Annotated in this window: 13 protein-coding genes; all 13 read left to right on the top strand. The window is 46.8% G+C overall.

The annotated features are described in order from the left end of the window. Positions 1–8 precede the first annotated feature (8 nt). The 13 genes from EEX84_RS07200 (at position 9) to EEX84_RS07140 (ending at position 13,825) form a co-directional block, all read left to right on the top strand. A complete protein-coding gene (locus EEX84_RS07200; protein WP_123164940.1) occupies positions 9–782 on the top strand; it encodes an enoyl-CoA hydratase-related protein in 774 nt (257 codons plus the stop codon). A 60-nt stretch (positions 783–842) separates the two neighbouring features. After that, positions 843–2,006, top strand: coding sequence for an acyl-CoA dehydrogenase family protein (locus tag EEX84_RS07195; RefSeq protein WP_192892930.1), 1,164 nt, complete (start codon positions 843–845; stop codon positions 2,004–2,006). Next, complete coding sequence (locus EEX84_RS07190; RefSeq protein WP_123164939.1) at positions 2,003–3,067, top strand: acyl-CoA dehydrogenase family protein; 1,065 nt, start codon at positions 2,003–2,005, stop codon at positions 3,065–3,067. The genes EEX84_RS07195 and EEX84_RS07190 overlap by 4 nt, the downstream gene beginning before the upstream one ends. Positions 3,068–3,525: 458 nt before the next feature. Beyond that, entirely contained in the window at positions 3,526–3,705 is a 180-nt protein-coding gene (locus EEX84_RS07185; protein ID WP_123164938.1) for a hypothetical protein, read from the top strand. 35 nt (positions 3,706–3,740) lie between these two features. After that, complete coding sequence (locus tag EEX84_RS07180) at positions 3,741–5,333, top strand: PucR family transcriptional regulator (protein WP_123164937.1); 1,593 nt, start codon at positions 3,741–3,743, stop codon at positions 5,331–5,333. Positions 5,334–5,530: 197 nt separating this feature from the next. Continuing rightward, on the top strand, positions 5,531–6,583 hold the full coding sequence (locus EEX84_RS07175; RefSeq protein WP_240033938.1) for a TRAP transporter substrate-binding protein: 1,053 nt from the start codon (positions 5,531–5,533) through the stop codon (positions 6,581–6,583). A gap of 168 nt (positions 6,584–6,751) precedes the next feature. Next, positions 6,752–7,225 carry a TRAP transporter small permease gene (locus tag EEX84_RS07170; RefSeq protein ID WP_240033937.1) on the top strand — a complete coding sequence of 158 codons (474 nt, stop codon included), beginning with the start codon at positions 6,752–6,754 and terminating at the stop codon, positions 7,223–7,225. Positions 7,226–7,295: 70 nt separating this feature from the next. Beyond that, positions 7,296–8,570, top strand: coding sequence for a TRAP transporter large permease (locus tag EEX84_RS07165; protein ID WP_123164935.1), 1,275 nt, complete (start codon positions 7,296–7,298; stop codon positions 8,568–8,570). 31 nt (positions 8,571–8,601) lie between these two features. Beyond that, positions 8,602–9,351, top strand: coding sequence for an oxygen-insensitive NADPH nitroreductase (nfsA, locus tag EEX84_RS07160; protein WP_240033936.1), 750 nt, complete (start codon positions 8,602–8,604; stop codon positions 9,349–9,351). A 15-nt stretch (positions 9,352–9,366) separates the two neighbouring features. Next, the gene (locus EEX84_RS07155; RefSeq protein ID WP_123165149.1) at positions 9,367–10,665 is read left to right on the top strand and encodes a CapA family protein; all 1,299 of its coding nucleotides are present in this window, start codon (positions 9,367–9,369) and stop codon (positions 10,663–10,665) included. Positions 10,666–10,857: 192 nt separating this feature from the next. Beyond that, the gene (locus tag EEX84_RS07150; protein WP_123164933.1) at positions 10,858–12,099 is read left to right on the top strand and encodes a Zn-dependent hydrolase; all 1,242 of its coding nucleotides are present in this window, start codon (positions 10,858–10,860) and stop codon (positions 12,097–12,099) included. 5 nt (positions 12,100–12,104) lie between these two features. Then, positions 12,105–12,890, top strand: a complete 786-nt coding sequence (locus tag EEX84_RS07145) for a dihydroorotate dehydrogenase electron transfer subunit (protein ID WP_123164932.1) — start codon at positions 12,105–12,107, stop codon at positions 12,888–12,890. Next, on the top strand, positions 12,887–13,825 hold the full coding sequence (locus EEX84_RS07140) for a dihydroorotate dehydrogenase (protein WP_123164931.1): 939 nt from the start codon (positions 12,887–12,889) through the stop codon (positions 13,823–13,825). Before EEX84_RS07145 ends, EEX84_RS07140 begins: the two co-directional genes overlap by 4 nt.

Below are 13,825 nucleotides of genomic sequence, written 5' to 3'. Positions count from 1 at the left end.
AGGAGAACATGGGTATCATTTATGAAAGAAATGAAAATATAGCTATCTTAAGTTTATTTCGAGAAAATGAATATAACGCTTTGGATTATGAAACAATTTGCCAACTCAGCAACTATCTGATGTCCATTAAAGATAATAAGAACATTAATGTTGTAATTATAACGGCGAAAGGTGAAAAAGCTTTTACTGTTGGAGCAGATTTAAAAGAAAGAAGAGAAATGAATAATACTCAAGTCGATTTATATATCGCTAAAATAAGAGAAACCTACAAATTAATCGAATCAATCCCGCAAATCGTTATTGCAGCTGTAAATGGAATGTGTATTGGAGGAGGGACAGAAATGATTCTTGCCTGTGATTTGCGAATTGTTGCAAAGCAGGCAGAAATTGGACTGCCAGAGGTTAAAATTGGAATAATTCCAGGAGCTGGTGGTACACAACGGTTAGTGCAAATAGTAGGATTAGGGGCAGCAAAAGAAATGGTATTGACGGGAGAATCTATCTCAGCTCTAAAAGCAAAATCTATTGGATTAGTAAACGAAGTAATAGAAGGCTCAAATATTTTGGAAAGTGCAATAGAATTTTCGCGAAAAATAAGCAAGAACGCGCCCCTTTCGATTAAAGAAGCGAAATCTGTAATGAATTTCGCGGCGTACAGTAAGGAAATGGACGGTTTTTTATTTGAAAGCGAAGCGTATAGTCGTCTTATTGTTACTAAAGACCGTCAAGAAGCTTTAGATGCTTTTAAGAACAAGAGAATGCCGGTATTTGTAGGAGATTAACTCTACAGAGCCATTTTCATTGACTAAGTAATTTAATCTGAAGTGGCGGAGGGATAGCAGTTGAAAAAAACAACAAATAAGTCAACAGAAGAACTTGTGGACAACTTTAAAGAGTTGCGCAATGAAGTACGTAACTTCATAGATGAAGAAAAAGCTAAAGGAACTTTTGAGCCACAATGTGACTCTTGGCTAGGCGGAGTTTCAACTGAATTTAGTCATAAGTTAGGAAAACGTGGTTGGGTCGGAATGACTTGGCCTAAAAAGTATGGAGGAAGCGGAAAAAGTGCGCTTGCTCGTTTTGTAGTTACGGAAGAATTATTAGCAGCTGGGGCTCCTATAGCTGCTCATTGGGTAGCAGATCGACAATCTGGTGCGTTATTACTCAAGTACGGTACTGAAGAACAAAGGAAATACTATTTGCCTAAAATTGCTAGCGGAGAAAGTTATTTTGTCATAGGATTAAGCGAACCGAACTCTGGATCTGATTTGGCTTCTTTGTCGACAGTGGCGGAAAAGGTCGATGGAGGATGGGTCTTGAATGGGAGTAAATTATGGACTAGTGGCGCTCATTATTCTCATTATATGATTGGTTTAGTCCGTACCTCTCCGCAAGACTCTAATAATCGCCATGGAGGACTAAGTCAATTTATTATTGATTTAACGAATCCGGGAGTAACAGTCAGGCCAATTCATTTAATGACGGGTGAACATCACTTTAATGAAGTGATATTAGACAACGTATTTATTCCTGAGAATCAAATTGTAGGCGAAATAGGAAATGGATGGACACAAGGGATGGCGGAATTAGCCTATGAAAGAAGTGGGCCGGAAAGGTTTTTAAGTACATTTCCTCTACTGGTTGAATTATTACGGGTTATACAAGTAGATCCAGATCGATTCGCGAAAATTGAGGTAGGAAAACTTGTATCTCGTTTATGGATTTTGCGGAAGATGTCTATTAGTGTAGCGACTTTGCTTGAAAATGGCGAAACACCTAATTTAATGGCTGCTTTAGTTAAAGACTTAGGAACTCAATTTGAAAAACAAATTGCTGAAACTTCAAGATTATTGGTGTCTTCTAATCCTTCTGTGACTTCTCCTTTTTCTTCCGCTTTTGAGAGAAGGTTAGCAGAAGCTATATTGCATTCACCAGGTTTCACGCTAAGAGGAGGGACAACTGAAATTCTCCGTGGAATTATTGCAAAGGAGGTAGTAGCGAAATGAGTGATATTAATGAAATGCTAATTGATTCTACAAAAAAAATCATGAGAGATTTTTCTACAAAAGAGACGATAGTGGAAACAGAAAATGGTATTTGGCCAAAAGATTTATGGCAGATAATAGAAGAATCAGGTCTAACTACTGTTGCGATATCAGAAGAAAATGGAGGTACAGGTGGAACTTTTGGTGATGCAATAAGTATGCTGAGGGTTATCGGGAAATTTGCGGCACCAATTCCTCTTCCAGAAACTTTGCTAGCAAACTGGCTATTGGCTGATATAGGTCTTCGAGCTTCTATTAAGCCCCTTACATTATCTTCTATAGATGAAAAAGATAATTTTACTTTCACTGAAGTTGAAGGAGGTTGGAGCCTAACTGGCGCATCCAATTACATACCATGGGCTCGATTTGTAGAGGGTATAGTCATTATAGGAACATCAGAAAAAGAGACTCTTATTACTGTAGTCGACCCTGCCTTATGTCAGATTAAACCTGGAACAAATTTGGGCGGCGAATCTCGTGACTTTGTGGAGATCCAAGACCAGTTTATAAAAAAGGTAGAAGTAATCGCTGTAACTGAAGCTGTATTAATGAGTAATTATTATAAAGGAACAATCATAAAAACGGCTTTAATGGCAGGATCTCTTGAAAGATTGCTAGAATTAACAGCTGCTTATACAAAAGAACGTTCCCAATTCGGGCGGCCGATACATCGGTTTCAGGCTATTCAAAATCACTTAGCTGTATTATCTGGAGAAGCTACGGCTGCAAAAATTGCTGCGGACAATCTAATCGAAGCTGTTGATACTAATAGTTACGAAACACAAGCAATGATTACTAAAATTGTGGTAGGTGAAGCAGCAAGTAAATCCGTGCCAATTGCTCATCAAGTCCTCGGAGCAATTGGGTTTACGGATGAGCATGTACTGCAATTTACTACTCGAAGGTTATGGGCTTGGAGAGATGAGTATGGAACAGAAAGCGAGTGGGCGGAACAATTAGGAGCGCAAGTTATTAACAATGGACCTGAAGAATTCTGGCCTTTTATAACTGCTTTAGATTAATTCTAGAATCTTGAAATGTGTTATTTTAATTTTAAAGAAGTGAAAAAAAGGAGCGTATATTTAGAGGAAAGCAGAAAAGTAAATAAAATAATAGAAGCAGGCTGCTCTCTGGGGCAGTCTATTTTCATGCACCTTTCCCACCGCTCCTACACAAAATCCACATAATGTTTTCCTCGAAGGGATTCATCTGAAAGCCTGATATAGTGTATAATGAATAGAATAATGAAAATTTTTTAACTATATAAGTGAAACTAATGACTTTAATTTTTCCATAGAGATATGGAGCAAAGCAGCGGAGACTCCTGCAAGCCCGCGGCAGCTGGCAACGCGACGTCCTGTCGCGCCAGCTGCATGACCCACATCCTCTGGGCCTGAAAGCGTAGCTGTTTTGCGGAATATCGGCAGGTGCTGCTAATTAGTGCAACTTATACAGGCAGAATGAGAAGGAGTGATTGACAATGGCGAAAGACCCACGAGTAGAAGCTTTTTCAAAATTGCACAGTTTGATCGTATTTTATTCCGAATATAGAGACCGTCCAGTGGAAGAGGGCTTTGATTTCTTCCAGGAAGTGAAGAAGTGCTGCGAGATCCTGGACTTGGATTATGAAGATCTGAAGAATGAGTTTCAGCTAAGCTGAAGACGCTCAGTCAAATTACCGAGGAGAAAAAAACAATGGGAATTTCTTTGCGAAATGCAATGAAGTTGGGGAAATTCAATGAATGCAAAGTGGTGGCGGGCCATGAAGGGTTAACCAGAATGGTCGAGGTTGTCACCATTATGGAAGTGCCGGAAGTGGTGCAGTGGCTGAAGGGGAAAGAATTGATCCTGACGTCTCTTTTTGCCATCAAAGACGATATTGAGGCGCAGAATATGCTGGTTCAGCATTTGCACAGTGCCGGGGCCACAGCCCTTGCCATCAAACCGTCTCAGTTTATCGAGAAGATTCCGGAAGGCATTATCGACAGCGGCAATAAGCTGGGGTTTCCGATTATTGAAATTCCGGATCCGGTGAAGTACCTGGATATCCTGTCGCCGGTCATGCATTATATCTTCAATGACAAAGTGGTGCTGCAGGAAGATCTGGAGCAGGCCAGCAAGGTGCTGCATGAAATTTCCTTGAGTGCACAGGGCATTCAGGAGTTTTTGAACAATGTCAGTTATTTGACGAAAAACGTCATCACCATCGAAAGCGAGTTTTCGTTCGTTGATGTGCCGGAGCCTCCCGTGGAAATTTCGGCGCTGAACGAAGCTCAGGTGTACGAGCTGTCCATCATCCAGCGGCCGCTCCATTTCAAGCGCAAGTACGATGGGCGGATGGTATCGAGCATCGCGGCGCCCATCATGAATGACGGCGAGTACTACGGCAACATCACGTGCTGGGAAGTCAACAACGAGAATCTGCCGATCGACCTGGCGATTCTGGAAAAAGCGTCCAGCCTTTTGTCGCTCGAGTTCCTGAAACTTCGTGTCAAATACGAAATTGAGCAGCAGTACAAACGCGATTTCATACGGGAACTGCTGTTCAGCGAAAACATCAAAGAAAAGAACATCATCGAATGGGGCGACAAATACCACATCACGCGCGACGCGGATTATGTCAGTCTGCTGCTGAGTTTCCAGGACGGTGTGCCTTACGAGGAAAACAATATGCAGATGAAGGATTATCAAGTCGATGCAGCCGTCCGTAAGATTCATCCGTCTGCCTTGGTGGGCCATTTGAAAAATGGCATCTGCATCATTCTGCCTGTCGAAGAAGGGCAATCCAGCCGGCTATATGAACAGATCCATGACGTCCTTGCCAAAGAAACGGCGCTTGGTATGCCGCTGCTGCTCGGCGTTGGACGGCCGGGGAAAGGGCCGGAAGGAATTCAGAACAGTTATGCCCAGGCCGAGAAGGCGATTGACCTGAACAAAACCATCAACCGCCCGGAAGGTATTTACTACTACGATGCCCTGGGTGCCTATCGCCTGCTTGATCAGCTGAAAGAGGAAAAGGAACTGAAGGACTTCTACAGCGAAACAGTCGGAAGGCTGATCGAACAAGACACCAATCATGAATTGATCAAGACATTAAAAGCGTACTTTTTCCATGACGAAGTGCTGAAAAGCACCGCTGAAGCGCTGTTTATCCACATCAATACGCTGAAGTATCGGATGAAGAAAATAGAAGAGATCACCGCATGCAGCCTGAAGAGCTCAGAAGGGAAGATGAATCTTTTCCTGGGGTTGAAAATACACGAACTGCTGTACCAAAACGAAAAATAATCGCAGAGATTTTATTCAAAAATAAGGTGAATTGTCACTTTGGACAATGAAATGTTCGTTTTTTTGTGCTTCAGCATCATTTAAGTATTCAGAAAATAAAGGTAAGATAAAAGAAATAATTTATTGTTGAAAGCACTGGATGCAGTTGTTTGTACTCAGGGAAGTTCGGAAGTTTCAAAATAGAGAGGGGTATATTTATGGAGTTCAAAAAGTTGAAGTCGCTGGCAGCCGGTCTGGGCGTCAGTGCGTTGGTATTGGCAGGCTGCGGTGGCGGAGAATCGGAAGGCGGTTCTGGCTCTGAAGGGGGCGACGGCGGCTATCCGGAAATGACCATTACATTCAGTCACAACCAGCCGATTGAAAGTCCTGAACATGTAGGGGCTGAAAAATTCAAAGAAGTGGTTGAAGAACAGTCGGAAGGCAATATCACCGTGGATGTCTACCCGGCTTCACAACTGGGCAGCCTGCGTGAGCAAGTTGAATCCACGCAGATCGGGGAAATCAACATCACAATGCAGCCTTCTGCCGTTGTGTCACCGTTCGTGGACGACGTGAAATTAATTGACCTGCCTTATTTATGGCCAAAAGAAGCGGAAGAGAAATACCGTGTACTGGACAGTGACGTAGGGGAAGAGATTCTCGATACATTGAATTCGGGCGGATTTGAAGGGCTTGGCTTCTGGCCGGGCGGCTACAAACTGTTCACGACTCAAAACACAGCCATCACTTCTCCGGAAGATATGTCCGGTTTGACGATGCGCGTCATGGAATCTCCGTTGTTGATCGCGCAGTATGAACACTGGGGCGCGAACGCCATCCCGGTTCCTTATGCAGAAGTGTATAACTCCCTGCAGCAGGGGGTTGTGGACGGACAGGAAAACCCGTTGCAGACCATCTTTTTGAACAACTACCATGAAGTGCAAAACAACATCATCGAGAGCTACCACGGCACGATGACGTATTTGCTGATGGCGAACCAGGGCTGGTTTGATGGCCTTTCGGAAGATGTTCAGGAATTGATCCTGGACGCGGAAGAGCAAGGGAAGCAAGCAGCCCGTGAAAACCTCAGCGAAACGGAAGAAGATTACAGACAGCAAATCATCGATTCAGGTGTTGAGTACTACGAATTGTCGGATGAAGAATACGAAGCATTCAAAGAAGCTTCAGAGCCATTCCACGAAGAAGTGTACAACACACCGGAACAACTCGAGTTATTGGAAAAAGTGAAAGCGGAAATCGAAAATAACTAAAGCTATTTAATTGAAGAAGAAACAAGAGATGTGAATACGCGACAGCATTCAATAATCTCTTGTTTCTTTCTCTTTTTGCAGTATTTCCAGCTGTCATTCATACATACTGCTTGCCGGGAAAGAAGTTTTCCTCAGGCCTGCCATCAGCTAATAGAAAAAGGTGAAATGATGAACATTTTGAAGAAATGCGAAGACATTTTTGTGGGCTCCGCCATCCTTGCGGCTACCATTGTCTTGTTTGTAAACATTATCCTGCGCTATTTTTTCTCGGCCAATACATCTTGGGCGGAAGAATTTATCCGCTATGCGATGATTTGGATCGCTTTTATCGGCTCGAGCATCTGTTTTCGGCGAGGCATCCACGTGGGCATCGACTTGCTGATGAATTATTTTTCGGGCAAGGGACGCACTGCTTTGCAAATCTATATTAACCTGGTTTCTCTTGTTTTTATGTTTTTCCTTATTAAATACGGCTACGACCTTGTCATGTTCAGCGTCAGCACCGGACAAATCACCCCGTCGCTGGAGATTCAGACGTTCTGGATTTACCTGGCGATTCCGCTGGGCGCTTTGCTGTCCGTCATCCATATTGTGCATCAAACCTACCTGCTGCTGCGCAATCCCAAACTGAGCGAGGAATAAAGAGGAACTTCACTCAGTGAGGGATCCTTTATATCCGCTGGGTGTGAGTTGATTCAAAGGAGAATTTATTATGTTAATAACTTTGGGCATTTTGCTTTTGCTGTTTTTGTTTACCAGTGTACCGATCTTTGTTTCGCTCGGTATGGCCGCTTTTCTGTCTGTCATCTTTTTGAGCACCACTGAACCGATGGTCTTGATCCAGCGGTTGTTCGGCGGCATTGACCAGTTTGCTTTGATGGCGCTGCCATTTTTCATCCTGGCGGCCAATATCATGGACGGTGGGGGCTTGTCGGACCGGATTTTGCGTTTTTCCCGTGCGCTTGTCGGCCATTTAGCGGGCGGGATCGCGTTGACGACACAAGTCGCCAGCATGTTCTTCGGAGCGCTTTCCGGTTCGAGTCCGGCCACCGTGATTGCCATCGGGAAAATCATGTATCCCGATATGATCCGCAATGGCTATGACAAAACTTTCTCAGCCGGGCTCCTGGCATCAGCTGGATCGATTTCCCTGATCATCCCCCCCAGTATCACGCTGATCATTTTCGGATCTGTCACGGGTGTATCGGTAGGGAGCCTGTTTATTGCGGGCATTGGGGCCGGGATTGTCTTCGGCCTTTCCTCGATCGTTTATATTTACATCTACGCCAAACGCCATAACATCCCAAAAGACAAGCGGGCTTCCGGAAAAGAATTGCTCAAAGCGTTCGGAAGCGCCTGGTGGGCTTTGCTGATTCCGGTCATTATTCTCGGCGGTATTTACTCAGGGATTTTCTCCCCGACTGAAGCGGCCGGTGTATCGGCGGTATACGCTTTTGCGATCGGTTACTTTGTCTATAGAGAAATGACCATTAAAGAATTTTATACGATCTGCATCGAGTCGGCTATTACATCGGCACAGGTGCTTGTGCTTGTAGCTGCAGCACAAGTGCTTGGATGGGTGCTGACAAGAGAACGGTTGCCGCAAATGGTCGTCGAATTCATCACGACCAATATCACGTCCGTCATCATCTTCCTGTTGCTTTTGAACCTTGTTCTGTTGGTTATGGGGATGTTCATGGAAGGCGTTGCGGCCATCATTGTAACGGCACCGCTGATTTTCCCGGCGGCGACGGCACTCGGTGTGGATCCGGTACACCTGGGAATCATCATGATTGCCAACTTGGCGATTGGTATGTACACGCCGCCGTTCGGCATCAACATATTTGTCGCCCAAACCATTACAAAAATGAGTCTGAGCCAAATGATGCCCGGACTGATGAGGTTTTTAGCTTTTAACCTCGCGGGTCTTATGCTGATCACGTATGTGCCGGATGTCTCGCTGTTCCTGGTGAAATTATTCAGCTGACGATAAAGAGAAGCAAGGAGGACGAATGTTCTTGAAAAAGCCGGAAACGATTGAATTGATTGAAAGCCACCGTTCGATCCGGAAATTTTTGGACCGGCCGATTGAGCCGGATGTGTTGGAGTCGATTCTTCATGCTGCGCGCTGGGCCCCGACTTCACATAATATGCAGGCCTACAGCGTCGTCATTGTCAAAAATCCGGAGACCAAACGGAAATTGAGTGAAGTTTGCGGCGATCAGCGTTACGTCAGGGAGTGCCCTGTGTTTCTGGTAGTGTGCGCCGATTTCTACAAATTGCGTTTGGCTTCTGAGATGCATGGAGAAACGTTGGCTGTCGAAGAACTGGAGAATGTCCTTGTCGGGTCTGTCGATGCCGCACTGGTGGCGCAGAACCTGCTGTTGGGATCGCGTGCTTATGGTCTGGGTGGCGTCATGATCGGTGGCATCCGCAACGATGCCCAGGCAGTGGGCGAACTGCTGAAGCTGCCCGAATATGTTTTTCCGGTCATGGGGATGTGCCTGGGTTATCCGGATCCCGACAAGGAGCCTTGGCAGAAGCCGCGGATGCCGGTTCAAGCGGTATTTCATGAAGAGACATACCACACGGAAGCAGTGCCGGCCGCGCTGACGGAATACGACGAAATCATGTCCGATTATTATACAAGACGGACGGACGGGCGTCGGACCAGTGGCTGGACGGAACAGCTGGCGGCTTATATTTCCAAACCGAGACGAAAAGAGCTGACGGAGTTCATTAAAAAGCAAGGGTTCAACTTGAAATGAAGGTTGGGAATGCGAATGACTGAAGAATTTACTTTTGTAGCGACAGGAGACAGCTTTATCACGAGAAGATTGCCGACTTCACAGTCCACAGAATTCAAGGAGCTGGCGGAGCTGATTGGCACAGGCGACTTCCGCTTCACGAACTTTGAAGTGACGACGCCTGGAAAAAATCCGATGCCTTCTCCGGTATCCGGCGGCACGTGGGCGAGCGGAAAGCCGGAAGTCGTCGGCGACTTGAAGGAATACGGCTTTAACTGTGTGGCTTGGGCCAATAATCACACATTGGACTACCTGTACAACGGGCTGGAAGAGACACAGAAACAGTTGGAAAAAGCGGGCTTCGTGCATGCAGGCGTCGGCGGGCATTTAGCGGACGCCAGCGCTCCGAAGTACATGGAAACTGCTGCAGGACGCGTGGCGCTGATTGCGGTCACTTCCACTTTCCACGAAACCTGGATTGCGGGAGAGCAGAGAAGAGACGTTCCCGGCAGACCCGGCGTAAACGGTTTGCGGTATCGCAGCAAGTACCAGACGACAGAAGAGAATTTGAAGCTGCTGAAGGAAATTGCGGAACAAGTGGGCATCAATGCCCGCCGCAACCTGGATATCCTCGAAGGCTTTTTGCCGGAAGATCCAAGTGGCGAAGTGGTGTTCGGAGAGTACAAATTTTCCGAAGGTCCGGAATCCCGCCTTGAGCGGGCGCCGGAGCCGAAAGATATGGAACGTGTCATCCGGTCCATCCACGAAGCGAAACGGCAGGCGGATTATGTCGTCGTCAGCGTCCATTCCCATGAAATGCAAGGAGAAGACAAACAGGCGGCAGCGGATTTCATCGAAGCGGCTTCCCGCACATTCATCGACGAAGGAGCGCATGCTGTATTGGGGCATGGCCCTCATATTGTCAGAGGCATTGAAATCTACCGCAAACGGCCGATTTTCTACAGTCTGGGGAATTTCATCTTCCAGAACGACACGGTTGATTTTCTGCCGGCCGATTTTTACGCGAAACACGGTTTGCCGGCAGACAGCAATGTAGCGGATGGCATTGACGCCAGAAGCAAGAACAATACCATCGGACTCGGGACGAATCCGCTGGTGTGGGAATCGGTCATTCCCCGCTGGAAGATGAAAGACGGCGAACTGACCGAATTGCATCTTTATCCCATTGACCTTGGGTTCGGACAGAAGCGCTACCAGCGGGGATGGCCGGAGCTTACGAACAATGACAAGGTTTTAAAAGACCTGCAGGCATTGTCGAAACCATACGGCACCGCAATTGATATCCAAAAGCATATCGGGGTTGTGAAAGTGTAAACTGCTTTCGGGATGTCCATTCAAAAGACGATCAGCCGGTCGTCTTTTTGTTTTACCCATTTCCGGTCCACTGCCTTCTTTTTAGTGCAAAAAACGATAAAAATAACCCGGACTTTCTGTTTGTTTAGCCATAAAAAATCACCGGCGCCCTATTGTATAATAATGGTACAAGAGACCCGTGAAAGTGAGGTAATGGATTTGGATATTAAGCGCTTGCAAACAACCTTGGAACAGCTCAACGAATACGGCAATGAAGGCCAGGGAATCAACCGTTTGGCATATACAGAAGAAGAGCAGGAAGCCAAAAACTTTTTCATGGAACTGTGCAAAAAAGAAGGCATGTCCGTCCGCCTGGATACTGCCGGTAACATCATTGCCAGACGCGAAGGACAGGACCCGTCGCTTCCGGCTGTCGCTTTCGGCTCACATATCGATACGGTTTATGAAGGTGGAAAGTATGACGGAGCGGTAGGAGTCGTCGCAGCACTGGAAGTTATCCGCAGCTTGAACGATAAAAAAATCAAGACCGCGCATCCGCTGGAAATCATTTCATTCGCCTGTGAGGAATCAGCCCGTTTCGGTTATTCCACCATCGGCAGCAAAGCGATGACAGGCCTGCTGAGCGGTGACTATGAGAACCTGCGGGACAAGGATGGTGTATACTTAAAAGAAGAATTGTCGAAATATTCACTGAATCTGGAGGAAGCCAAACGCCCGAAAGAGGAATTGGAGGTGTTTTTCGAAATCCATATCGAACAGGGGCCGGCGCTCGAGGAAACCGGTAAAAAAATCGGGATCGTCACAGGGATTGCGGCGCCGACACGCTTTAAGCTGCTGGTCAAAGGGCTCGCTTCCCATTCCGGCACAACACCGATGAAATACCGCAAAGACGCCTTGCTTGGGGCATCCGAAATTGCCCTGGCGCTTGAAGAACAGGCAATGGAGGAAGAACAGTACGATACAGTGGCGACGGTGGGTGTCTGCGACGTAAAGCCGGGTGCCATGAACATCGTGCCGGGATTGGTTGAGATGAAGGTCGATATCCGGGGAGTCTCCGAAGAATCCAAGGCGAGAGTCATCGAGAAGCTACAATCAGCTGTCGAAAAAGCGGAAGCAAAACGGGGATTGGAAATTACAAGCACGGTCCTGGCCGAAGAAACGCCGGTGCAGCTCGAAGAAAGAGTGATCGACAGTCTGAAGGAAACGGCTGACAAGCTGGGCCATTCTTATCTGCTGATGCCGAGCGGAGCAGGACACGACGCCATGAACATGGCACATTTATGTCCTACAGGTATGCTGTTCATCCCTTCGAAAGACGGTTTGAGCCACAATCCACAAGAATATTCATCAATTGAAGATATCGGAATCGGCGCGGAGTTACTGGAGGAAGAAATCATGAAATGGGCCAAAGTTGTTAAAGAAGCAGAGAGGTGAGAGCGATGAAAGCCTATCCATTGGAAGTGCTGTCGAATGTACAGGTCAGCGAACGGTATTGGCACATGAAAGTGGATTCGACAATCATAGACGAGTCGATTACAGCGGGCCAGTTTTTCAATATTAAATGCGGAGAAGGCGAATTGCCGTTTCTGCGACGGCCTTTCAGTATTTACCGGATCAACAGGGAAGAAAAGACCATTGAGTTTCTGTATTTGGTGAAAGGGTCCGGAACGGTTCAAATGACCAAATTTGTCCCGGGTGAAAACATCGATGTGTTCGGACCGCTCGGTGTGGGATTCAGCTTGAAAGAAGAGTGGGATTCCATCTTATTGCTGGCCAGAGGTGTCGGCATTGCGACGCTGGCGGCTCTTGCGCAGGAAGCGGCGGAAAAGAATGTGAAGTGCGTGGCGATTTTGAGTGCACGGAGCAATAACGATCTGCTGGCAGCGGAAACGCTGCAGGGATTCGGGGCGACGGTGGTGAAAGTCACAGAAGAAGACGGCACCAGCAATGTGGAAAATGTCCAGCGTCTGGTGAATCAATTGTTCGAGGAGCATGACATTAAAGCGGCTTTTACATGCGGGTCGATGCGATTGTCGCGGCTGATGCAGCGAAGCGCTGAAAAAAGAGGGATACCTGGCCAGATCGCCCTGGAAGAGCACATGGGATGCGCGGTTGGAGTATGCTACGCTTGCGTATGCGATGTGCGGGGACCGCATGGCATCAATTCTGTACGTGTCTGCAAAGAAGGCCCGGTATTCGATTTGGAAAAGGTGGTGCTGACATGACCAAAAACTTGAAACTGGATGTCAAAATTGGAAGCCTGCACATGAAGAACCCGGTGATGCCCGCTTCCGGCGCGTTTGGGTTTGAAATGGCGTCGCTTTTTGACTTTAACGAATTGGGTGCCCTGGTGCCCAAAAGTATTACCAAATATCCGAGAGGCGGAAATGATACGCCGCGGGTCTGTGAAGTGACAGGCGGCATGATCAATTCCATCGGCATCCAAAGCAAAGGATTGCCGTATTACATGGAACACATCATTCCGGAGTACGCAAAGTATGACGTACCGTTGATTGCCAGCATTTCAGCGGATTCGATTGAAGAGTTTGCGGAAATGTCGGAGATTATCGGCAAAGACCCTGCTGTTTCAGCGATTGAATTGAACATCTCCTGCCCGAACCTGGAAGGGGACGGGAAAGCTTTTGGTATGGATGGTGACCTGTCATTTGAGTTGATCCAGAAAGTCAAAGGTGTTACCGATCAGCCATTGATCGCCAAGCTGACACCGAACGTGACCAGTATCCAGGAAATTGCGATTGCCTGCGAAGAAGCGGGAGCGGACGGGTTAAACGTAGCCAATACGATTCTGGCGATGGCAATTGATATCCATACCCGCAAACCGAAAATCGGCAATGTCATGGGCGGCATTTCGGGACCGGCCATCAAACCGATCATCGTGCGGATGATCCATCAGGTCCGCAATGTCTCCACTCTGCCGATCATCGGCTGCGGCGGCATCATGAATTCCGATGACGCCATTGAAATGATACTGGCCGGTGCGAGCGCTGTTCAAGTCGGCACTGCCAACTTCATCAACCCACTTTCCATGATAGAGGTCCTGGAGGGAATTAAAGAATATATGGTAGAATATAATATCAGTGATATTAACAACCTTGTCGGGAAAGTGAATATTCCTTCTTCGACAACCACTCTTTATTAA

The sequence above is a fragment of the Planococcus salinus genome, from assembly GCF_003719725.1.
Taxonomy (GTDB): domain Bacteria; phylum Bacillota; class Bacilli; order Bacillales_A; family Planococcaceae; genus Planococcus; species Planococcus salinus.
The sequence above is the reverse complement of the archived record's forward strand: the minus strand, read 5'-3'. Positions and strand labels throughout refer to the sequence as shown.